Here is a 20,551-nt window from a genome sequence, read left to right as displayed (position 1 = left end):
GCACGTTCTTCGAACCTCAAGCCGTCCCCCAAGCCGCCTGAAACATCACCAATCAACCGACCCGCCCCTTGACGAAAGAGATAGGGGCACCCCCCATTGGGTGCGCCATGGCACACCTGTCCGGTGAACTCCTGCGTCTACATGGCCCATGAGTTCGAGTTGAATCCCTCGTTCGAGGTACGCGCAGTCAACTCTGCGATGCGTGATCAGCAACCTCAGGCGCGCCGCGATCGCGGCAGCACTCCTTGTCGTTCCCCTCGCAACACCCTCACCGGCCCACGCGCATCATCGTTCCGCCGAGACGTACACCCTCCCGATGGCGGCCTCGGTCCACCTCCTCCCGCTCGCCGCGGAAGTGCGGGACGGCTACCAGCGCACGAGCTTCAAGCACTGGAACGCGGGCCAGAACCCCACCGACGGCTGCAACACCCGAGCGGAGGTGCTGCTCGCCGAAGCCGTCGAACGACCCCAGGTCCTCCCCGGCTGCAAGCTGTCCGGAGGGCGTTGGTGGTCGTACTACGACGCCAAGTGGCTCACCTCGGCGTCCGCCCTGGACGTCGACCACATGGTGCCGCTGGCCGAGGCCTGGGACTCCGGGGCGTCCCAGTGGACCGCCCAGCGACGTGAGGCGTACGCCAACGACCTGGCCGTCCACCCCTCCCTCGTCGCCGTCTCGGCCGCCTCGAACCGCAGCAAGGCCGACCAGGACCCGGCCACGTGGCTGCCGCCGACCGTCGAGGTCACATGCCGGTACGCCTCGGAGTGGACCGCGACCAAGCTCCGTTGGGGGCTGACCGCCGACACCGCCGAGATCGAAGCCCTCACCCAACTCGCGGAAGCCTGCCCCGACACCACCGTGACCTACGAACCCGCTCCGTAGCCTCGTGGCCCCTGCCCCCTGCCCCTCGCGGCGGGGCAGGGGGCCTACGAGCAACTCCTCAACTCCTCCTGCATGAACGATTGAGCGTGCTCGTGCGGGTGACGATGGGCGCCCATCCGTTCCCTGGGCGTCGGTCCACTCGTATTCAGGTCACAAGATCACTAATGACAGGAGTTCAAATGGACGCGCTCGCTGGCCTTCTGGGCACCGTCGGCGCCCTTCTCGGCGGCCTCCTCGGCGGCCTGGGCCTCTGACACCGGCCAAGGCGAAACGGATCGCGAGAGCGGCCGCGCCGGTATGTGACCTGCCGGCTGTTGGGTGCGATCAGCGACCGAAGAGGTGAAGTGCCGGGGCTCTGACCCGCGGCGGTGTACCGAACAACGCTGCGACCTGCGACCTGACTGTTGCCGGTTGTCAGCGTTGTTCGTCATTTGCTGGAGCCCTCAGCTTGGGAAGCTCCGGTTTCTTGGCGGCGGTTGCTGCACCGACCTGGGACGGAGTGGCGTTGGAGCCCCGGTCATCCCCAGTCCAAATACACGCTGTTGCCCATGATTCCCCGCAGCATCTGTCACGCGAATGGCACGGCCCCTTCGCCCCGAACGCCCTTTGGCGGAGCTGGATCCCGGAGGGTCTGAGCCACAGCCGACGAAAGTCAGCCGCGACGGCGGGTCGGCCAACCAACCAGGCGCGCGTGTGCCTCGCTGCACCCCCGCCGGCCTCAGCAGCGCTGTCGGTGCGTCACTCAGAGCAAGCCACGGCCAGTACGAGTGAAGACAAAAAATTCGTTGCCCCTGCGGAATCTGGCGCGCGGAACACCGGTCGAGCATGTGCGCAGCCGTTATTTTGCGGTGTCACTCGATCGGCTCTCAGGGCGTGCCGCCCTCGGGGAGTGGGGTGACCCTTGCATCATGAGAAGTAAGGCGCACGTTATAGTACACGCCCCCAATAGCCGTGGCTTGCGGGAAGTCAGCTTTGGAGGCGAGACCCTCGGTAAGGCTTGGTCTCTGAGGGAGCTGCGTCGGATCTTGCGGCGGAATGGACTCAAGGAGGTTGACCTGGATAATTCGGGTCAGGTTCGTTGGGTGCGGACCCGAGAATGGCCGGATCGCCCATTGGTGCGACATGTGAAAGCAACCTTGATGGCGTTGGGGCTCATCACTTCATCGGCGGTATTTTTCTGGGTTGGACTGGCGGATTCTTTTCAGGCCCTGACATTCGGCGGACGGATAATGGGTGTCGCATTCCTGTGCGCAGCCCTACTGGAAGTGATTGCGGCAGCAGCCGTCTTCGACTACTGGGGAAAGAGGGCGGTGCGATATTCCGGAGAAGGGGCCTTGCTGGGCGTCATTACCATGACGGCCGCAAGTATGGTCCTTTTTGTCTTGCAATGGCGGGGCGGCGATCAGGGTCTACGGCTTTGGCGCTGGAGCGTTCTTATGGCGTGGGGTTTCTGGGCGCTCTGGGAGTTGAGTCGCCAAAGGGTTTGGCAGGGGGTCCCGTACCCTAAGACGTTTGCGCTTGGAGTGGCACTGTCCGCAATCATAGGCGCAGCGAGCATGGCCTATTCTGCAATGTACGTTCCTTATGCCACCCCCGTCAAGGTGCCTTTCAGCGTCTCCTTCGGGAAGCCGACACTAAACTCTGAAAGCACGATACTCAACGTTCCGACGCGGGTGAGATTTCGCAATGAGGGATCTGTAAGCATCTATGTTGTTGGAACACTCTGGCGGGCCAAAGTGTGGCCGAGTGAATTCAAGGATAAGGGTGGAGGAATAGAGAAGTGGAAAGGTGAGCTGAAGGAAGGGTACTGGATCTATGGCAATGAGGTTTTCAATCGACCTTCTCGATTGCTGGGGGCCGGGCAAGTTGTAAGTCCAGGAAGTCGACTGGATCCTGGTGACGACTTTTCCAGCGATCCCGTTATCCAGGTACCGTCCTCATCTTCGGGTAGAGTTGAGCTCTTTGCAACCGTCTCTTACATTAGGGCCGACAGGTGTAAGCTCGCCAATAGCTACGCCAACTCTGCCGAATATTCCTGGAATGTGGACTCCGAATCCCAAGAGCACATCAAAGACGCACCCGATTGGCTTGCTGAGCCCGGTGACGAATACTTTCGTTACGAGTCAAGAATCTACCGCAGCAGCAAGATTATGGATCTCACGTCCGAGCGAGACTACGCGTCCATGTGGTGGGTCATTCCCAAATGGCACGAAGGGAGGAACTTCGAAGAAGGCGGAACAGACCCCTACATGCAAGTTCACATCTCGCGCGACCCGGGCGCCCAGGAAAGGCTCAGTGATTCAGAACAAGAGCCCTACGGCATGAAGACAATGGGACTCAGTGTTGATCGGCCCATTTCCCAGCTCCTCAAATTGGCTGAAAACTGACATACGTTGCTGGTGCAGGCCAGCGATGATCAGCGGGCCTATCGGCTTGTAGCTCGACCTATCTAGCAAAGCGGGGGCTCGCTGTCAGCGCGGCACGGACGCCCGCTGGGCTGGAGCGGGACGGAGGCAGGAGCGCAGGCCCGGCCGGGGGCCGGGCCGCGCGCGGGGAGCGGAGCGAGCCGCCTTGAGCCCGTGAAGAAGGTTGCTACTCAGGTTGCGTCGTGATGTGCCACAGGGGTGCGTCGTACTGCTGCGGACGGCTGTGGATGAGCAGCTCGCGTAGGTCGTGGCGCTGGCTGCCGCTGAGGTTCAAGGCCTCGGTGATGTGGCGGAACGTGGTGTGGGTGACTCCGCGGTCCCGGGCTTCGGCCTGGAACTGGTCCAGCTGGGCCAAGACCGCGTCCGGGTCCAGCTTGAGCGGTGGCCGTTCGCTGAGCCATGCGGCCTTGTTGCGCTCGTAGTCGATTTCTGAGTAGCCGCAGATTTCACGGCTGTGCGTCTCCACCTCGTCGAGACCCTCCGTCGAGATGACGGCACGGGCCAGCCGGTTCCGGCTCAATGCCTCGTCCATATCGGCCTCGTGGACTGTCGGCCCTTCGTCCGTGAGCGGTACGGGAAGCCCGGCGTCTCGAACTTCACAGGTGCCCCGCGCTCCTCGTGCCGTCGCCGCGAGCATCCCGGATGCCTCAGACGGGTGTCACTCCAGGACCGAGCTCACTGGCTCCGTGTCCTTCGCCGTGAAGGTGTGGACCAGAAGGCCCAGCATGTCGCGCAGGTCTTCGTGTGGGAGTTCGCCGTCCAGGCCGGGGCCGGCGACCAGCAGACGGATAGGCGCGTTCACCTGACAGCACGCGGCCAGGGTGAGGGCGTCGGCGAGTGGGCTCTTGAGGGTCGGCTCGTCGCCACGGGCCAGGATGTCGCCGCCGACCACCAGGAGGTCGATCGACGTCGGCTCCAGGTAGCTCACCAGCTCGTTGAGTTGGCGAGCAACGCCTGCGGCGCCCTGGTAGGGGTCGATCAGCGCGAACGTATGCCGGAGCTCTGCTGCCAGTCGAGGGAGAGTGGAACCCGCCGGAGCGATCGGGCGGGCTTCGTCGGCACTGCCGAGACGGACGGAGTGAGTTGTTCGAGGCCGGTGAAGTCGTGGACGCCTCGGGGGCCCGGGACCGGGTCGACGAGGAGGCGGTCCCACGCGTAGGTGAGGATCACCGCCTGGTCCTCGTCGCCGTACAGGGCGGCGTCAAGCATTGCGGCGGCGACTGCGTCGCCCCCTCCTCCTGCTGCGACGATCAACCGCGTCATGCTGCACGCCCTCCGCCACTTCTGCGCCTCGGTGCTCCTGGACGCTTGGGAGAGCATCAAGGCCCTCGCTGAGTACCTCGGTCACTCGGACCCGGGGCTGACGCTGAAGGTGTACGCACACCTCATGCCGAGCAGTCGGGACCGGGCCCGGAAGGCTCTCGGGCAGGCTCTCCGGCCGCAAGATCACAAGGGGTGAGGTTCCAGGGAAGTTCCACGGCATGAAAATGCCCCTGAGTCGCGCCGTATGCGCAGCTCAGGGGCATGATCACAGGGTCTACTTCTTCTTGCCCTGGTTCTTGACCGCCTCGATAGCCGCCGCAGCAGCCTCCGGGTCCAGGTACTTCCCGCCGGGCGTCACCGGGTTGAAGTCGGCGTCGAGCTCGTAGTAGAGCGGGATGCCCGTGGGGATGTTCAGGCCCGCGATGTCGGCGTCGGAGATGCCGTCGAGGTGCTTGACCAGGGCGCGCAGCGAGTTGCCGTGGGCGGCGACCAGGACCGTGCGGCCGGTCAGGAGGTCGGGGACGATGCCGTCGTACCAGTACGGGAGCATGCGGACGACGACGTCCTTCAGGCACTCCGTGCGGGGGCGCAGCTCCGGGGGAATGGTGGAGTAGCGCGGGTCGTCCGACTGGGAGAACTCCGTGCCGTCCTCGAGGGCCGGGGGCGGGGTGTCGTAAGAACGGCGCCACAGCATGAACTGCTCCTCGCCGAACTCGGCGAGGGTCTGGGCCTTGTCCTTGCCCTGGAGGGCGCCGTAGTGGCGCTCGTTCAGGCGCCACGAGCGGTGGACCGGGATCCAGTGGCGGTCGGCGGACTCCAGGGCGAGCTGCGCCGTGCGGATGGCGCGCTTCTGGAGGGACGTGTGGACCACGTCGGGGAGGAGGTCGGCGTCCTTCAGGAGCTCGCCGCCGCGGACTGCCTCCTTCTCGCCCTTCTCGTTGAGGTTGACGTCCACCCAGCCGGTGAACAGGTTCTTCGCGTTCCATTCGCTCTCGCCGTGGCGGAGGAGGATCAGCTTGTACGGTGCGTCGGCCATGCGTCTGAGCGTAATCCAAGGCTTTGGCCGGGTGCTCCCCCCGCCCGAAGAGCGGACGGTTGACGGGATCTGTTAATCGAGTGGCCTCACGGAACGGCACGCTTGTAAGTTGCGGATGCCCTGTTGGGTTCTTACATCCTTGCTTACGTCCGCGCTCACATCCGTGGGGGATCCTCCATGTCCGTCGCCGCCCTGAGACGTGCCACCCGAGAGACCGTCTCCGGGCTCCCCCGCGAGTTCTGGTGGCTGTGGACGAGCACACTGGTGAACCGGCTCGGGGCCTTCGTCGCCACGTTCATGGCCCTGTACCTCACCCTCGACCGCGGGTACTCCGCCACCTACGCCGGTCTCGTCGCCGCCCTCCACGGACTCGGTGGGGTGGTCTCCTCCCTCGGGGCCGGCGTCATGGCCGACCGGCTCGGGCGGCGGCCCACCCTGCTCGTCGCCCAGGCGTCCACCGCGGCCTCCGTCGCGCTGCTCGGGTTCATGCACCACCCCGTCGCCATCGCCGCCGTAGCCTTCCTGGTCGGTGCGGCTTCCAATGCCTCCCGGCCCGCCGTGCAGGCGATGATGGCCGACATCGTCCGGCCCGAGGACCGGGTGCGCGCCTTCTCCCTCAACTACTGGGCCATCAACCTCGGGTTCGCCGTCTCGTCCATGGCCGCCGGGTTCATCGCCGAGGTCAGCTACCTCTCGGGGTTCCTGATCGAGGCGGGCATGACAGCCGTCTGCGCGGTCGTGGTGTTCGTGAAGCTGCCGGAGTCGCGGCCCCGGCCCACCCGGACGGAGAAGGGCGCTGTGGAGGTCCGGCTCGGGACGGTTCTGCGCGACCGGCGCTTCATGGGCGTCGTGGGGTTGTCCTTCCTCGTCGCCCTCGTCTTCCAGCAGGGGTCGGTGGGGCTGCCCGTGGCCATGGGCGAGGCCGGGTTCTCGCCCGCCGACTACGGCCTCGCCCTCGCCGTCAACGGCGTCCTGATCGTCGCGCTCCAGATCCCCGTCACCCGGTTCATCGAGCGCCGGGACACCCGCCGGATCCTCGTCGTGTCGGCCCTGCTCGCCGGGTACGGCTTCGGGCTCACCGCCTTCGCGGGGTCGGTCGGCGTCTTCGCTCTCACCGTGTGCGTGTGGACGCTCGGCGAGATGCTGAACGCGCCCACCCAGACCGGCCTCGTCGTCCGCCTCTCCCCCGCCGAGGGCCGAGGGCGCTACCAGGGCATGTACACCATGTCCTGGTCCGTCGCCGCCCTCGTCGCGCCCCTGATGTCCGGCTTCGTCATCGACCGGTACGGCGCCGAGTGGCTGTGGGGGCTGTGCGCGGTGATCGGGACGGTGGCCGCGGTCGGGTACGGCGCCCTGATGCGCCGCCTGCCGACCCAGGAGCCCGCCACCGACGAAACCACCCCGGCCGCGACGAAGCCCGAGGTCAGCCCCGCCTGACCCCACTCGCCGTCACTCTCCTTCACCCGCCTCGCCTGGCCCTGCCCTGCCTCTTTCCCGAACCCGTCCGCGTCCTCACGGATGCATCCGCGCCCCCTTCATCACCTTGTCCACCGCGTTCCTCGGCCCGTACACCGCAAGCCCCACCAGATCCAGCTCCCCCGTGGACACGGCCCGCACCGCCGCCCGGTTGTCGCGGTCGTTGCCCGTCGTGAACAGGTCGGAGGTGAACAGCGCCCGCGGCAGGGCGCGGGACAGCACGCGCGCGTGGGCCGTCGTCAGGGTCTCCTTCGTGCCCTCGAAGACCAGGACGGGCTGCCGGAACATCGGCAGGTAGGGCACCTGGTCCGCGTCCTCGTAGGGCTCCCCGATCACCTCGGGGAGCTGTGTCCCCAGGCCGCTGACCAGGAACGCGGTGACGTTCAGACGTTGCCAGGTCTCCAGGTCCTCGCGCAGCAGGACGGCGATCTTGGTGTCGAAGCGGACGGCGGGTTCCGGGGTGCTCGTGTCGTTCATAGGACGAGACTGGCGGCCGCCGTACGACGGCGTCTTGTACGTTCTTTGCATGGCCGCCGCCCGGAACCGCCAGGAAGTCTCCGCGTGGCGCCCCTCCGTCCCGGGCGTCACCGAGGTCTTCCACGCCCACTTCACCGGGTACGCCTATCCGATGCACGTGCACGAGGCGTGGACGCTGCTCATCGTGGACGACGGGGCCGTACGGTACGACCTCGACCGGCACGAGCACGGCACCCCGCACGACACCGTGTCCCTGCTGCCGCCGCACGTCCCGCACAACGGCTCCCCGGCCACCCCGCACGGCTTCCGCAAGCGTGTCCTGTACCTGGACAGCAGTCGGCTCGGCGAGGACCTGATCGGCCGGGCCGTGGACTCCCCCGACCTCCGCGACCCCGTGCTGCGGCTGCGCGTCGGCCAGTTGCACACCGCCCTCGCGCACCCCGGTGACGAACTGGAGGCGGACAGCAGGCTGACCCTCGTCGGGGACCGGTTGCGCGCGCACCTGCGGCCCGAAGCCGTCACGGACCGCATGCCGCGGCGCGACCCCGCCCTCGCCCGTCGGCTGCGTGAGCTTCTCGACGAGCGCGTCGTGCGGGGCCTCGCCCTGGACGAGGCGACCGGGCTGCTGCATGCCCATCCCGCCCATCTCGTACGGTCGTTCAGCACTGCCTACGGCATCGCCCCGCACCAGTACCTGATGTCCCGCCGCGTCGACCGCGCCCGGCGGCTGCTCCTGGAGGGCCGGTCGCCGGCCGAGGTGGCCACCGCGACCGGCTTCTACGACCAGTCCCATCTCACCCGCCACTTCCGGAAGCTGGTGGGGGTGCCGCCGGGGCGCTATCGCAGCAGCGCGCGCTGAGCCTCGTACCTGAGATCAGTCAGCGGAACGCCGCGTCAGGTGGGCGAACGCGTCCAGGTTGCGCGTCGACTCGCCGCGCGCCACCCGCCACTCGTACTCCTTGCGGATCGCGGAGGCGAACCCGAGCTCCAGGAGGGTGTTGAAGGCGCCGTCCGCCGCCTCCAGGACCTGGCCGAGGAGGCGGTCGATCTCGTCGGGAGTGACGGCCGACAGGGGGAGCTTGGCGGTGACGTAGACGTCGCCGAGCCGGTCGACGGCGTAACTCACGCCGTACAGCTTGAGGTTGCGCTCCAGGAGCCAGCGGTGGACGCCGGGCTCGTTCTCGTCGGGGTGGCGGATGACGAAGGCGTTGAGCGAGAGGGAGTGGCGGCCGACGATCAGGGAGACGGTCGTCGACAGCTTGCGGGTGCCGGGGAGCTTGACGACGTAGTTTCCGGGGGCGGGGGTCTCCCACTCCAGGTCGGCGTCCTTCAGGGCTCCCTCGATCACCTGCGCGACGGCCTGCGCCGCCTTCTGTGCGTCAGCCATGGTGGGAGCGTACGCGACGCCTGTGGGCCTGGGTCGCGGCCGCGTAGACGTCCGCCGTGGCGGCGGCCGCGGTGTCCCAGCCGAAGGACTGGGCGTGCCGGGCCGCGGCCTCGCCCATCCGCGGGGACAGGTGCGGGTCGTCGGCGAAGGCGTGGAGCACGCGCGCGTAGTCGGCCGGATCGTGGCCCTGGACCAGGAAGCCGGTACGGCCGTCGCGGACCGCCACCGGGAGGCCGCCCACCGCCGCCGCCAGGACGGGGGTGCCGGCCGCCTGTGCCTCTATGGCCACCAGGCCGAAGGATTCGCTGTACGACGGCATGACCAGCAGCGACGCCGCCCGGAACCAGTCCGCCAGCTGCTCCTGGCCGACGGGCGGACGGAACCGTACGACGTCCGCGATGCCCAGGCGGGCGGCCAGCTTCTGGAGGCCCTCGGGCTTGGCCATGCCGCTGCCGCTGGGGCCGCCGACGATCGGTACGAGGATGCGGGAGCGGAGGTGGGGGTGCTCGTCCAGGAGGACGGCCACGGCGCGCAGGAGGACGTCCGGTGCCTTCAGGGGCTGGATACGGCCCGCGAACACGGGAATCAGGGCGTCCTGCGGGAGGCCCAGGCGGGCGCGGGCGGCGGCTCGGCCGTCGGCGGGCGAGAAGCGGGTGAGGTTCACGCCGGGGTGGACCACCGCGACCTTGTCGGGGGCCGCGGCGTAGTGGTGTACGAGTTCGGCTGCCTCTTCGGCCGTGTTGGCGATGAGGCGGTCCGCGGCCGTGACGATCTGGGTCTCACCGATGACGCGGGCCGCGGGCTCGGGGGTGTCGCCGTCGGCGAGGTTGGCGTTCTTGACCTTGGCCATGGTGTGCATGGCGTGCACCAGGGGGGCGCCCCAGCGCTGGGCGGCCAGCCAGCCGACGTGGCCGGAGAGCCAGTAGTGGGAGTGGACCAGGTCGTAGTAGCCGGGGCGGTGGCCGGCCCAGGCCTGCATCACGCCGTGGGTGAAGGCGCAGAGCTGGGCGGGGAGGTCCTCCTTGTTGAGGCCCTCGTAGGGGCCGGCGTCGATGTGGCGGACCAGGACGCCGGGGGCCAGCTCGACGACGGGTGGGAGGTCGGTGGCCGTGGTGCGGGTGAAGATCTCGACCTCGATGTTGATCGCGGCCAGGCGCTGCGCGAGCTCGACGATGTAGACGTTCATGCCGCCGGCGTCTCCGGTGCCGGGCTGGTGGAGCGGTGAGGTGTGCACGGAGAGCATGGCTACGCGGCGGGGGCGGCGGTGCAGGCGCAGCCGGTGCGGTGCGGCCTGGGAGCGGCGCCCGAGCCTGCTCACGTACTGGCTCACGTGGCGTTCCTCCTTGCTGCGGGCATGCCGGACGGAGGGTTCGAACGCCCTCCAACGCGGTGCAACGCCGGAGGGAGGGGTTCCCATTCCGGGCGTGGGAGGTTTTGCCGAGGTATTACCGGGGGTCGCTCAACTGTTCGGGGGCGGGGTGCGTGCGTTGGGGGGCTGCGGGTGCTCGGGGGCTGGGTGCGTGAGTGGGGGCTGGGGTGCGGTGGCGGGTGCGGGTGCGTGGTCGTATGCCTGCGGCGGCCCGTGCGGGTTTTGGGGGGCTTGCGTTGCGCACTACTCGGTCGTCGGGGGTCGGGGCCGTGCCGGGGGGGGTGCCCGTCCTCGGTCGGGCGGTTGCCGTGACTCAAGAGGTGCTGTTTCTTGACGCCCGCCGCTGCGGGCGGACACCCCCCGGCACGTCCCCTGCTCGCCGTTGCGTCGGTGCGGGTGGGCGGGTCCGGCAGCCAGGGTGGGGCGCTTACCCTCGTAGGCATGTCCTCCCGCGCCTTCGCCCGTCCCGTGGGCACTGTCACGCGTGGGACCACCAATCCCAATCGGCTGCGCCGGATGGATCGCTGGATCGCCCATACGCACGGTGCTGAGCTGCGGCGGGCCGCGGATCCCGTCGCGGTCGACCTGGGGTACGGCGCCTCCCCCTGGACCGCCGTGGAGTTGCTCGGTCGGCTGCGGTCCGTCGCGCCCCGGGTGCGGGTGGTCGGTGTGGAGATCGAACCGGCGCGGGTGCTGGGCGCGAAGCCGTATGAGAGGGAGGGCCTCGTGTTTCGGCACGGGGGGTTCGAGATCCCCGTGCCGCAGCGGCCGCTGCTCGTGCGGGCGGCGAACGTGCTGCGGCAGTACGAGGAGGGTGAGGTTGGCGGAGTGTGGGAGCGGCTGTGTGCTCGGCTCGCGCCGGCCGGGGGTGGGTCCCGTGGGGGGTTGCTCGTCGAGGGGACGTGTGACGAGGTCGGGCGTCGGCATGTGTGGGTGGCGCTGGGGCCGGAGGGGCCGCGGACGGTCACCTTCGCCACCCGGCTGGGGTCGTTGGAGCGGCCGTCGGATCTCGCCGAACGGCTGCCGAAGGCGCTCATCCATCGCAATGTTCCCGGTGAGCCGGTCCATGCCTTTCTGCGTGACTTCGACCGCGCCTGGGCGGCTGCCGCGCCCTATGCCTCGTACGGTGCGCGCCAGCGCTGGATCCGGGCGGTGCGGGATCTCTCGGCCGACTGGCCGGTGGCGGACGGGCCGGCGCGGTGGCGGCAGGGGGAAGTGACGGTGCGGTGGGGGGCGTTGGCGCCGTCGGCCTGAGTCGACCTGCGGGGAACGATCTCCGGGAGTTGTTCGTCACAAAGACGGGGAGATCGTCATGACGGGGAGGGAATGGGGGGAAGCAGACCTCTGTCACTTTGCGCGCCGACGTGGCACGATCCCCCGGAGTTCGTAAGTTACTGATGGGGCATCAGTTTGGGGGCAGTGGTATGGGTTCGGGCAAGCACGGCCTGATCGCAGCGGCCGTGACCGTCGTCTGCGCGGTCACCGTTCTGGCGGCACCAGGCACGGCGTTCGCGGCACCTTCCCCCACTCCGAGCCCAAGCGCCTCCTCCCCGACCACCGTGTCGAACGCCGACCTCGAGGCCGTCCGCAAGAAGCTGGAGAAGCTGTACCACGCCGCGGCCGTCGCCACCGACGAGTACAACGCCGCCGAGGAGGCGGCCGAGAAGCAGTCCGCCGAGATCGTCGCGCTGGCGAAGAAGATCGTCGAAGGCCAGGAGAAGCTCGCCGAGCTGAAGAAGCGCGCGGGCGCCGCGGCCGCCGCCCAGTACCGCTCCGGCGGGCTGCCCGACGAGGCCCATCTGCTGCTCAGCGACGACCCGCAGGCGTTTCTCGACGGCACGGGCCGGGTGCTGCAGGGGCAGCGCGCGACCAAGGGGCTGCTGGCGGAAATGACCCGCACCCAGCAGGACTTGGAACAGTACGCCAAGGACGCCTCCGCCCAGTGGCAGAAGCTGGAGACGGGCCGCAAGGCCAAGGCCACCGCCAAGAAGAAGATCAAGAAGCAGATCGCGGCGGCCGAGAAGGTCGAGTCCCAGCTGGAGGAGGAGGAGAAGGAGCGCCTCGCCAAGCTGGAGGCGCAGGTCGCGCACAAGGCGCAGACCGCCTGGCTGGACTCGGGCATCCTGAAGGACATCCAGGGCAAGGCGTCGGAACAGGGCCGCAAGGCCGTCGAGTACGCCACCGCCCAGCTGGGCAAACCGTACGAATGGGGCGCCGAGGGCCCGAAGACGTACGACTGTTCAGGACTTACGTCACAGGCCTGGGCGAGCGCGGGCAGCGGCATACCGCGGACCTCGCAGGAGCAGTGGAAACAGCTCAAGCGCATCGACATCGAGGACATGCGCCCCGGCGACCTCATCATCTACAACGCTGACGCCAGCCATGTCGCGCTGTACGTCGGCGACGGCGCGATCATCCACGCCCCGCGACCGGGGCGGACGGTGACGGTCGCCGGGGCCGGTTCGATGCCGATCCTCGGGGTGGTTCGGCCCGATGCGTGAGCGTTGAGGGTGACTTGTGACGGCGGCCGTGACTCCCACCACGTGACCCACCCCACGCCATATCACGCCCAAACTCGGCACCGACGTGACGTTCGTCATCCCAGACCGGCCCCCACCCTGTCCAACTGCGGTACGGAACGCGGCATATGACAGAGGCCAGAGTCGACGCGGCGTGCTCCACACCATTCCGCTGCGGCGCCGACAACCGCTATGGTCCCCGTCGGTGGATCGAGACCCCTCGCTCCCACCATGCCCTCGGGGGGAGGGAAGGAACTCAGACGATGCCCGTACCCATACCGCGGCAGAGAGCGATCCCGGCCGTGGAGAGTGGTCAGGCGCCGGCCACGCCCCCAGGCGGCACCTCCAAGGAAGAGGCCCCGCGTAAGGAAGCCACGGTCGAGAACACCACCCACACCAACCTGACGCTGCTGCTGATCGAGGACGATCCCGGCGGCTCCGCGATCGTGCCCGAGCTGCTCGACTCGGTCGGCAAGCCGATCCGCGTGCGCACCGCCCGCAACCTCACCGAGGCCGAGCGGCTGCTCACCGACGACGTCCACTGCATCCTGGTGGACCTCGCGCTGCCCGCGCCCGGCGGCCGGAGCGACGACGAGGACGAGCTGGGCGTACTCAAGCACGTCCTGGAGCTCGCACCCCGGCACGCCGTCCTCGCCCTCACCGCCTCCGGCGACACCGAGCGCGCCGCCGAGGCCGTGCGCGTCGGCGCCCAGGACTACCTCTTCCGGGACGAACTGGACGGGCGGCTGCTCAGCCGGGCGATCCGGTACGCCGTGGAGCGGAAACGTTCCGACACGGCCGAGCGACGGCTCGCCGAGGGCCGGATGCGGGCCCAGGAGAACCGTCGTCTGGAGCGCGGTCTGCTGCCGACGCCGCTACTGGAGGGCTCGTCGCTGCGGTTCGCCGCGCGGTATCGCCCGGGCCGGTCGCGCGCGCTGCTGGGCGGCGACTTCTACGACGTGGTCCGCACCGCGGACGGCACCGTGCACGCCATGATCGGCGATGTCTGCGGCCATGGACCCGACGAGGCCGCGCTCGGCGTGGAGCTGCGGATCGCCTGGCGCGCGCTGACGCTGGCGGGACTGTGCGGCGATGAGCTGCTCGGCACCTTGCAGCAGGTCCTCGAACACGAGCGGGCCGACGACGAGATCTTCGCGACGCTGTGCACGGTGGACATCGCGCCGGACGGCCGACGCGCCGGACTGTGCCTGGCAGGGCATCCGTCGCCGCTGCTCGCCCGGCCGGGGCGGGCGGCCCGGCTGCTGCCGTACGACAACAACGGGCCCGCACTCGGGCTGCTGCCCGGCGCCCGGTGGCCCCGGATGCAGGTGGAGCTGGGGGCCGAGTGGTCCCTGATGCTCTACACCGACGGCCTGATCGAGGGGCGCGTCGGTGAGGGGCGGGAGCGGCTCGGCCAGGACGGCATGGTGTCCATGGTCCGTCGGCAGCTGTCCGAGGGGCTGCGGGGAGAGGCGCTGCTGCGGGCGGCGGTCAACGAGGTCCGGAACCTCAACGGGGGCGAGTTGGCGGACGACGTGGCGGTGTTGTTGCTCGACCGGACGGCGTGAGCGAGGCGCTCCGCGAGTGCCGCGGAGGCGGGAGCGCCGCGGGGGTCCTGTCGTGTGCCGTCCGCGGGTGCGTTGTGGCTGGTCGCGCCCACGCGGCGGAGCCGCATGTCGACGATGCCTCGCGCCCCTCTGGGCGTCGCCCCCTAGCGGCGCCGACTAGCGGCCGCCGTTCCAGGGGCCGTACGGGCCGTCGCTGCTGGAGCCCTTTCTGCTGCGGCCGCCGCCGGGCAGGCCCTTGATCGCGGGGCGTACGTCCACCATGTAGACGATCGTCGCGATGAGGCCGATGATCGGCAGGAACGACAGGATGTTGAAGATCAGGTTCACCACGAAGGCGAGCCCCAGGACGATCATCCAGAACGGCTTGGTCTGCTTGTCGGCCGCGCGATAGGCGTCCTCACGGCGGATGGCCGCGTCGATCAGCGCGAAGCCGCTGAAAAGGATCAGGGCCATGCTCAGCAGCCACATGAACCCCGCGAAGCCCTGCATCAGCACAACGTCCACCACCTGGCTCGGCTCGTACCTACGCGGTCACCGTACCCGCAACCTCGGGACCGCTACCCGAACAACGGGCCGAGCACTCGTTAAGTGCCCGGCCCGTGCCCAAGATCCCGTTTTCACCCGCCCGTGCTACTTGGCGGGCGGAGTCGTCTTCTTGGCGGTGGTCTTGCGGGCGCCCGTGGCCTTCTTGGCCGGGGCGGCCTTCTTCGCCGGGGCGGCCTCGGCGGCGGGCGTGGTCCCGGCCGGCTTGGCCTCGACCTGGTCCGCCTTGACCGCCTTGTCCTCCTTGACCTCGACCGGCTCGGCCTTCGGCTCGACGGCGATCGCCAGCTCCTCGATCTCCTCGGCCGCCTCGCCGCGCCAGGTCTTCACGGTCTGCTCGCCGTGCTCGGCGACCTTCTCGTAGGTCTCCCGGGCCTTCACGGCGTACTCGGCGGCGACGCCGAGGGTGCGCAGCGCGATGTCCTGGGCGCTCTCGCCGAACTTCTTCAGGTCGGCGTCGAGATTGCTGCCGAACTTCTTGAAGTCCGCGTCCAGGTTGGTGCCGAGCTTTTTGATGTCGGCGTCCAGGTTGGTGACGAAGTCGCTGACCTTGCTCTGGAAGCTCTCCTGAGCCTCCTTCGCCTTGGCACCCGCCTCCTTGGCACGTGCGGTGGCCTTCTCCTGGACGGCCTTCGGGTCGGTGTTGCGAACGGCCTCGAACCGGGCCGGCGCGTCGGCGCGCAGCTGCTCCACCAGGCCGGGCACCTTCCGGGCCTGCTGAAGGGCCAGGTCGGCGGTGCCGGCCGCGAAGTAGAGCGGGGTCGGGTCGCTGAGGGTCTTACGCAGGTCGTCGGTGATGGCCATGGTGATGGTTCTCCCGGGTTGCTTCGAGGTGAGGGTTTGGGGTCCGCGGTCAGCCGGACGCCGCGCGCCGACGTGGGTCGCGCGTACGGCAGCCAGTGGTCAGCCGGCCGGTTGCTGCGGGTCGATCGGGTTCTCCGGGTCGGCGTCGCTGCCGTCGGACTTGCGGGTGGTGCGGGTCGTGCGGGTGCTGCTGGTCTTGCGCGTACGGCGCGCGGCGGGCTTGCGTCCGCCGTCGGCCGTGCCGTTCTTGCGGGTCGTACGGCTGCGGCGTACGGCGGTGTCACTGTCGTGCGCGTCCGCCGCGCCGTCGCTCTGCTCGGAGTCCACCGCGTCCTGGCCCGCCGAGACGGCCTCAGCCGCCCGCTGGAGTGCCTCGGCAGCCTCCTCCGCCTCGGGGGATATCCCGAACCCGTTCTCCTTGCGGAAGGATTCGTAGATCTGGAGCAGCACCTGCTTCTGCCGCTCGTTCAGCGTGGGATCGGCGATGATGACGGCGCGCGTCTCCACCTCGTCCCGGTCCCGCTCGGCGTCGAGGATGCCGGCCCGCACGTACAGCGTCTCGGCGGAGATCCGCAGGGCCTTGGCGACCTGCTGCAGCACCTCCGCGCTCGGCTTGCGCAGCCCGCGCTCGATCTGGCTCAGATACGGATTGGACACCCCGGCGGCATCGGCGAGTTGCCGCAGCGACAGCTGCGCGGTGCGCCGCTGTTCGCGCAGATACTCACCGAGATTGCCGACGTTGAGCGATGCCATGTCTCCACCTTGCCTCACCGTCGCTAACTATTGCAAGCACCCGCTTGCAAAAGTGCGCCACGCCACGTGAACGGCTCAGTGCCCGGGCGCAGTCAGCGTCCGGAGGCGGCGGTGACGTCCTACCGCGCCGTCGGCCGGCAGCCGGTTTCGGCGGATCGGTCGGGCAGGTGGCGGGACTGTTCCGGCGGGGTGAGTGCGGTGCCGACGGTCTCGCAGATGCCGCGGATCGCGCGGGCCGGGTCGGGCAGGTCGACGTCCCACAGCCCGACGGAGCCGCCCGTGCCGATGGCGAGCGTGCGGCCGTCCGGACCGAACGCCAGCGCTTCAGGCGATCGGGTCGGCAGGGACATCCGGGGCTGGGCGGTGGCGAGGTCCCAGAGCTGGACTCCTCTGGCACCGCTGATGGCCAACGTACGTCCGTCGGGGCTGAAAGCCGGTGCTGTCGGAAACCCCGCCCCGGCGGAGACACGGAAGCCGGCCCGGAGCCGACCGGTGCCCGCGTCCCACGTCTTCACGTCTCTGCCGCTCGCGGTGGCCAGGGTGTGGCCGTCCGGGCTGAACGCGAGGGACAGCGTGCCCCGGGCGCCCGGCCTGACGGTGCGCTGCGCACGGCCGGTCGCGGTGTCGAGGAGGGTGACCTGTTCGTCGTCGGCCTCGATGCTCACCACGGCGAGTGTGCGGCCGTCGGGGGCGAACGCCACCGCCCTCACGGGTCGGTCGCGGCCGGTGCGGACGGTGTGCAGGGCTCCGGTCGAGAGGTGCCAGACGCGCACCGATCCGTCCAGGCCGACGAGGGCGAGCCGCGTCCCGTCGGGGCTGAACAGCGCGTTGTCGATGGTGCGCAGGGCACGGCTTTGGCGTAGGCGGCCCGTGGCGACATCCCGGACCTCGATCACCCTGTTCGCTCTGTTCGCCCTGTTCACACCGTTCACCTTGTTCGCCCCGTCCGTCGCCCCCTTGTCGACTTCCCAGACAGCCAGGGCGCGCCCGCTCGGGCCGAACCCCACGGCCCCGGGGCGGGCGACCGCGACCGGCAGTCGCTGTCCCTGGAGTGCCGGGTCGGCATCGAGCGGCAGTGTCGCTTCCTGATCGCCGGTCCTGGCGTCCCAGAGCCGTACCGCCCCACGGCCGGGCGGCCGCCCTTGGCTGAACGTGGCCACCGTGTGCCCGTCCGGGCCGAAGGCCGTGTCGGCGACGGATTCGCCCGCAGCGCCCCGGAGCGTGGTCCGCGGCTGACCGGCGGACACGCGGTGGACGCGGATGGCCGGGTCCCCGTTGCTGCTGGTGACAAGGGTGCGGCCGGCCGCACCGAGCGCCACTTTCATGGCCCCGCGTCCCTGATGGCCGGCGGTCACGGTGGCCCGCACCGTGCCGGAGGCGGTGTCCCACAGGCGCACCGTGTCCCCTGAACCCGGGATGGCCAGGGTCCGCCCGTCCGGGGCGAAGACCACCCCGTGAAACAGACTGGGCGTGTCCCTGATGGTGCGCCGGACGACGCCGGTGGCCACCTCCCGCAGTTCGACCACTCCTTCGGTGGGGGCCACCGCGTAGGTCCGGCCGTCCGGGCTGAACGCCGTCGCACCGCCCTCGATCCGGCCGTCGCGGACGGTCCGGGTGCGGCCGGTGGCCATGTCCCACACCCGTACCCGCCCGTCGAGGCCCACCGCGGCGACGGTCCGTCCGTCCGGGCCGAAGGCGACCGCCTGCGGGTCCAGGTGGCCGGTGAAGCCGTGCCGCTCGCGTCCGGTGGCCACGTCCCACACCCGTACGGCCGACGGGGAAGCGGCGGCCACGGTACGGCCGTCCGGGCCGAAGTCGATGCCGCGTACCGCACCGTCGGGGATGGCGAACGCGCCGAGTCTCCTGCCGGTGACCGGATCCCACAGGCCCAGCAGCACGCCCGTACCACCGGCGGAAGCGACGGCGAGGGTGCGTCCGTCGGGGCTGAACGCCATGACTTCGCCGTCGGTGTCGCGTCCGGTGGTGAACGTGCGTCGGAGTTCGCCCCCGGGCAGGCTCCAGATCCGTACCGTGCCGTCTCCGCTGTGGCCGGCGACGGTCCGTCCGTCCGGGCTGAGGGCGAGGGAGGACACGGGTTCGGTGCCGCCGACCAGGCGCTCGCGCAGCGGCAGCGTGGCCGCGGCGTACAGGGCGGCGGTGGCTTCGCGGGTCGGGCTGGTCCGGTAGGCGTGGACGGCGAGCAGTGCGGCGAGGTCGGGATCGGAGTCCAGCAACGCGCCGGACTGGGCCGCCAGTTGACGCGACTGGGCCAGGTGCTGGGCGGTGACCGCGCTCTGCCACTGCCGTACGGCGAGGCCCGTGGCGACGAGGGCGAGGCACAGGGCGGCGGTGACCGCGGTGAGCAGCAGCCGGTAGCGGCGACGGCCCTTCTGCTCGTGGTCGCGGCCGGCGTCGAGGAAGGCGCGCTCCACGTCGGTCAGGTCCTCGGGCGGTGCGCCGCCGAAGTGCTCCTGTGCGGCGGCGAGCCGGCTTCCCCGGTACAGGGCGCCCTGCTCACGGCCCAGTTCCTGCCAGGCGTGGGCCGCTTCGGTCAGGTTCCGGTGCACCCGCAGGCGTTCGCGGTCCTCCTCGATCCACCCGCGCAGCCGGGGCCAGGCCGTGATCAGGGCCTCGTGGGCCATCTCGACCGTGTCGCCGTCCAGGGTGAGCAGCCGTGCCCCGGCGAGTGCCTCCAGCACTTGGGCGGTGTCCTCCCGGCCGGTGCCGGGCAGTTCCGCGCGCTCGACGCGACGGCGCGTGTCGGGGGTACCGTCACCCGGGGCGACCAGGCGCAGCAACACCCGGCGGGCGGCGGCCGCCTGGCCTTCGGTGAAGCGGCCGTAGACCTTCTCGGCGGTCTTGGCGATCGCGCCGTCCAGGCGTCCGGCAGCCTCGTAGCCCGCCAGGGTCAGGGTCTTGCCGCGGCGCAGGCGCCAGGTCTCCAGCAACGCGTGGGACAGCAGCGGCAGCCCGCCCGGCGCGTCGGCGACCTCCTCGACCAGCCGGGCGGTCAGGGCGCGTTCCACGGCCAGTCCGGCGGCCGTGGCCGGCTTGACGACGGCGTCGCGCAGTTCCGCCGGGCTCATCGCACCGGCCAGCAGGTTGGCGTCGCGCAGTGCGTCGGCCAGTTCGCGGTGCTCGGCGCAGCGGCCGTAGAAGTCACCGCGCACCGCCAGCAGCACCCGTAAGCGGCTCTCGGGCTCCCGGGCGGTCAGCAGCAGGTCGATGAAGCGGGCCCGCTCGGCGGCGTCGTGGCAGAGGGTGAAGACCTCCTCGAACTGGTCGACGATCACGAGGGTGTCCGCCCCGGCACCGCCGTCCACGGGAGCCGCGGGTGTGAGGTGGGCGGCATGGGTGCGGGCGGGGCGTTCCCCGGGGGTCAGGATGCGGATCGCGGCAGGACGGGGGTCCGGCTCCCGAGCCTGCCGCAGGACGGGTATCAGGCCGGCCCGCAGCAGGGAGGACTTGCCGCTGCCGGAGGGGCCGAAGACCGCCGTGAACCGTCGTCGGCGCAGCAGGTCGAGCAGGTCGGCGGTGAGCTGTTCCCGGCCGAAGAACAGGGCGCTGTCACCGGTCTCGAACCGTGCCAGCCCCCGGTACGGCGGGACTGATCCGTCGTCGTCCCGGGCGCCGTCACCGGCGGACTCCGCCAGCGCCTCCCGCCACCGGGCCTCCCATTGCGCGGGGTCCCCGCCGCAGGCCCCCGCATAGGCCAGGGCCACCGGCAGCGTCGGCAACTGCTCACCGGCCGCCGCCTGCGACAGCGTGGTCACCGAGTAGCCCGCCCGCCGGGCCAGCGACCGGTAGGTGATCCCGCCCGCCTCCGCCCGCAGCTCGCGCAACTCGAACGCGAACCGCTGCACCGGACCCGCCGCCGGATCCACCGGCACCTCACGACGCCCCGCCACGCCCTCACCCCTCCCGCCGCCCCGCCATCAGCGCACCCCGGTCATTGTTCGACCGCCGGAACGGTACTGCCGAACAATGCCGCAGCCGCTGAACTCGGTGATGTGAGCGGCTGCGGGGCCGCTTCGCGGGGTGCGCCCGCTG

General features: G+C 70.0%; 15 protein-coding genes and 2 pseudogenes. 8 read left to right on the top strand and 9 right to left on the bottom strand.

Annotated elements, in window-relative coordinates; translation table 11 throughout:
• The first annotated feature begins 202 nt into the window (after positions 1-202).
• A complete protein-coding gene (locus ACFU95_RS33260) occupies positions 203-880 on the top strand; it encodes an HNH endonuclease family protein (protein ID WP_383835356.1) in 678 nt (225 codons plus the stop codon).
• A 1,124-nt stretch (positions 881-2,004) separates the two neighbouring features.
• Complete coding sequence (locus ACFU95_RS33255) at positions 2,005-3,267, top strand: hypothetical protein (protein ID WP_383835353.1); 1,263 nt, start codon at positions 2,005-2,007, stop codon at positions 3,265-3,267.
• 205 nt (positions 3,268-3,472) lie between these two features.
• Here ACFU95_RS33255 and ACFU95_RS33250 read toward each other — a convergent pair.
• A pseudogene (locus ACFU95_RS33250) lies at positions 3,473-4,515 on the bottom strand (DUF1152 domain-containing protein).
• A 55-nt stretch (positions 4,516-4,570) separates the two neighbouring features.
• Here ACFU95_RS33250 and ACFU95_RS33245 point away from each other — a divergent pair.
• Positions 4,571-4,765: pseudogene (locus ACFU95_RS33245) on the top strand (site-specific integrase); the annotation flags it as partial.
• Between the two features lie 78 nt (positions 4,766-4,843).
• On the opposite strand, the gene ACFU95_RS33240 reads toward ACFU95_RS33245, so the two are convergent.
• Entirely contained in the window at positions 4,844-5,605 is a 762-nt protein-coding gene (locus tag ACFU95_RS33240; RefSeq protein ID WP_383835350.1) for a phosphoglyceromutase, read from the bottom strand.
• A 177-nt stretch (positions 5,606-5,782) separates the two neighbouring features.
• Here ACFU95_RS33240 and ACFU95_RS33235 point away from each other — a divergent pair, with 177 nt between their 5' ends.
• The gene (locus ACFU95_RS33235; RefSeq protein ID WP_383835347.1) at positions 5,783-7,042 is read left to right on the top strand and encodes an MDR family MFS transporter; all 1,260 of its coding nucleotides are present in this window, start codon (positions 5,783-5,785) and stop codon (positions 7,040-7,042) included.
• 75 nt (positions 7,043-7,117) lie between these two features.
• Here the strand turns inward: ACFU95_RS33235 and ACFU95_RS33230 are convergent, their stop codons facing one another.
• Positions 7,118-7,558, bottom strand: coding sequence for a DUF2000 family protein (locus ACFU95_RS33230; RefSeq protein ID WP_383835344.1), 441 nt, complete (start codon positions 7,556-7,558; stop codon positions 7,118-7,120).
• A 49-nt stretch (positions 7,559-7,607) separates the two neighbouring features.
• Between ACFU95_RS33230 and ACFU95_RS33225 the strand changes: the two genes are divergently transcribed.
• On the top strand, positions 7,608-8,417 hold the full coding sequence (locus ACFU95_RS33225; RefSeq protein ID WP_383835341.1) for an AraC family transcriptional regulator: 810 nt from the start codon (positions 7,608-7,610) through the stop codon (positions 8,415-8,417).
• A gap of 15 nt (positions 8,418-8,432) precedes the next feature.
• Here the strand turns inward: ACFU95_RS33225 and ACFU95_RS33220 are convergent, their stop codons facing one another.
• Together ACFU95_RS33220 and mshA are read right to left on the bottom strand one after the other, a co-directional pair.
• Complete coding sequence (locus ACFU95_RS33220; protein ID WP_383835338.1) at positions 8,433-8,945, bottom strand: YbjN domain-containing protein; 513 nt, start codon at positions 8,943-8,945, stop codon at positions 8,433-8,435.
• A complete protein-coding gene (gene mshA / locus ACFU95_RS33215; RefSeq protein WP_383835335.1) occupies positions 8,938-10,275 on the bottom strand; it encodes a D-inositol-3-phosphate glycosyltransferase in 1,338 nt (445 codons plus the stop codon). The genes ACFU95_RS33220 and mshA overlap by 8 nt, the downstream gene beginning before the upstream one ends.
• A 480-nt stretch (positions 10,276-10,755) precedes the next feature.
• Here mshA and ACFU95_RS33210 point away from each other — a divergent pair, with 480 nt between their 5' ends.
• From ACFU95_RS33210 to ACFU95_RS33200, 3 genes are all read left to right on the top strand, one after another.
• Positions 10,756-11,568, top strand: a complete 813-nt coding sequence (locus tag ACFU95_RS33210) for a class I SAM-dependent methyltransferase (protein WP_383835332.1) — start codon at positions 10,756-10,758, stop codon at positions 11,566-11,568.
• Positions 11,569-11,738: 170 nt separating this feature from the next.
• Positions 11,739-12,815 (top strand): C40 family peptidase, encoded by a 1,077-nt coding sequence (locus ACFU95_RS33205; RefSeq protein ID WP_383835329.1) that lies wholly within the window; start codon positions 11,739-11,741, stop codon positions 12,813-12,815.
• A gap of 281 nt (positions 12,816-13,096) precedes the next feature.
• Complete coding sequence (locus ACFU95_RS33200) at positions 13,097-14,401, top strand: PP2C family protein-serine/threonine phosphatase (RefSeq protein ID WP_383835326.1); 1,305 nt, start codon at positions 13,097-13,099, stop codon at positions 14,399-14,401.
• 156 nt (positions 14,402-14,557) lie between these two features.
• On the opposite strand, the gene ACFU95_RS33195 is transcribed toward ACFU95_RS33200, so the two are convergent.
• The 4 genes from ACFU95_RS33195 to ACFU95_RS33180 form a co-directional block, all read right to left on the bottom strand.
• Entirely contained in the window at positions 14,558-14,890 is a 333-nt protein-coding gene (locus ACFU95_RS33195) for a DUF2516 family protein (RefSeq protein ID WP_030052179.1), read from the bottom strand.
• Positions 14,891-15,031: 141 nt separating this feature from the next.
• Positions 15,032-15,748: a hypothetical protein gene (locus ACFU95_RS33190; RefSeq protein ID WP_383835322.1), complete on the bottom strand. Its 717-nt coding sequence runs from the start codon at positions 15,746-15,748 to the stop codon at positions 15,032-15,034.
• A gap of 99 nt (positions 15,749-15,847) precedes the next feature.
• Positions 15,848-16,501 carry a helix-turn-helix domain-containing protein gene (locus tag ACFU95_RS33185; protein ID WP_383835319.1) on the bottom strand — a complete coding sequence of 218 codons (654 nt, stop codon included), beginning with the start codon at positions 16,499-16,501 and terminating at the stop codon, positions 15,848-15,850.
• Positions 16,502-16,620: 119 nt separating this feature from the next.
• Positions 16,621-20,409, bottom strand: a complete 3,789-nt coding sequence (locus ACFU95_RS33180; RefSeq protein ID WP_383835316.1) for a helix-turn-helix domain-containing protein — start codon at positions 20,407-20,409, stop codon at positions 16,621-16,623.
• Positions 20,410-20,551: the final 142 nt, after the last annotated feature.

It is taken from the genome of Streptomyces sp. NPDC057623 (assembly GCF_042800355.1).
Classification (GTDB): domain Bacteria; phylum Actinomycetota; class Actinomycetes; order Streptomycetales; family Streptomycetaceae; genus Streptomyces.
The sequence above is the reverse complement of the archived record's forward strand: the minus strand, read 5'-3'. Positions and strand labels throughout refer to the sequence as shown.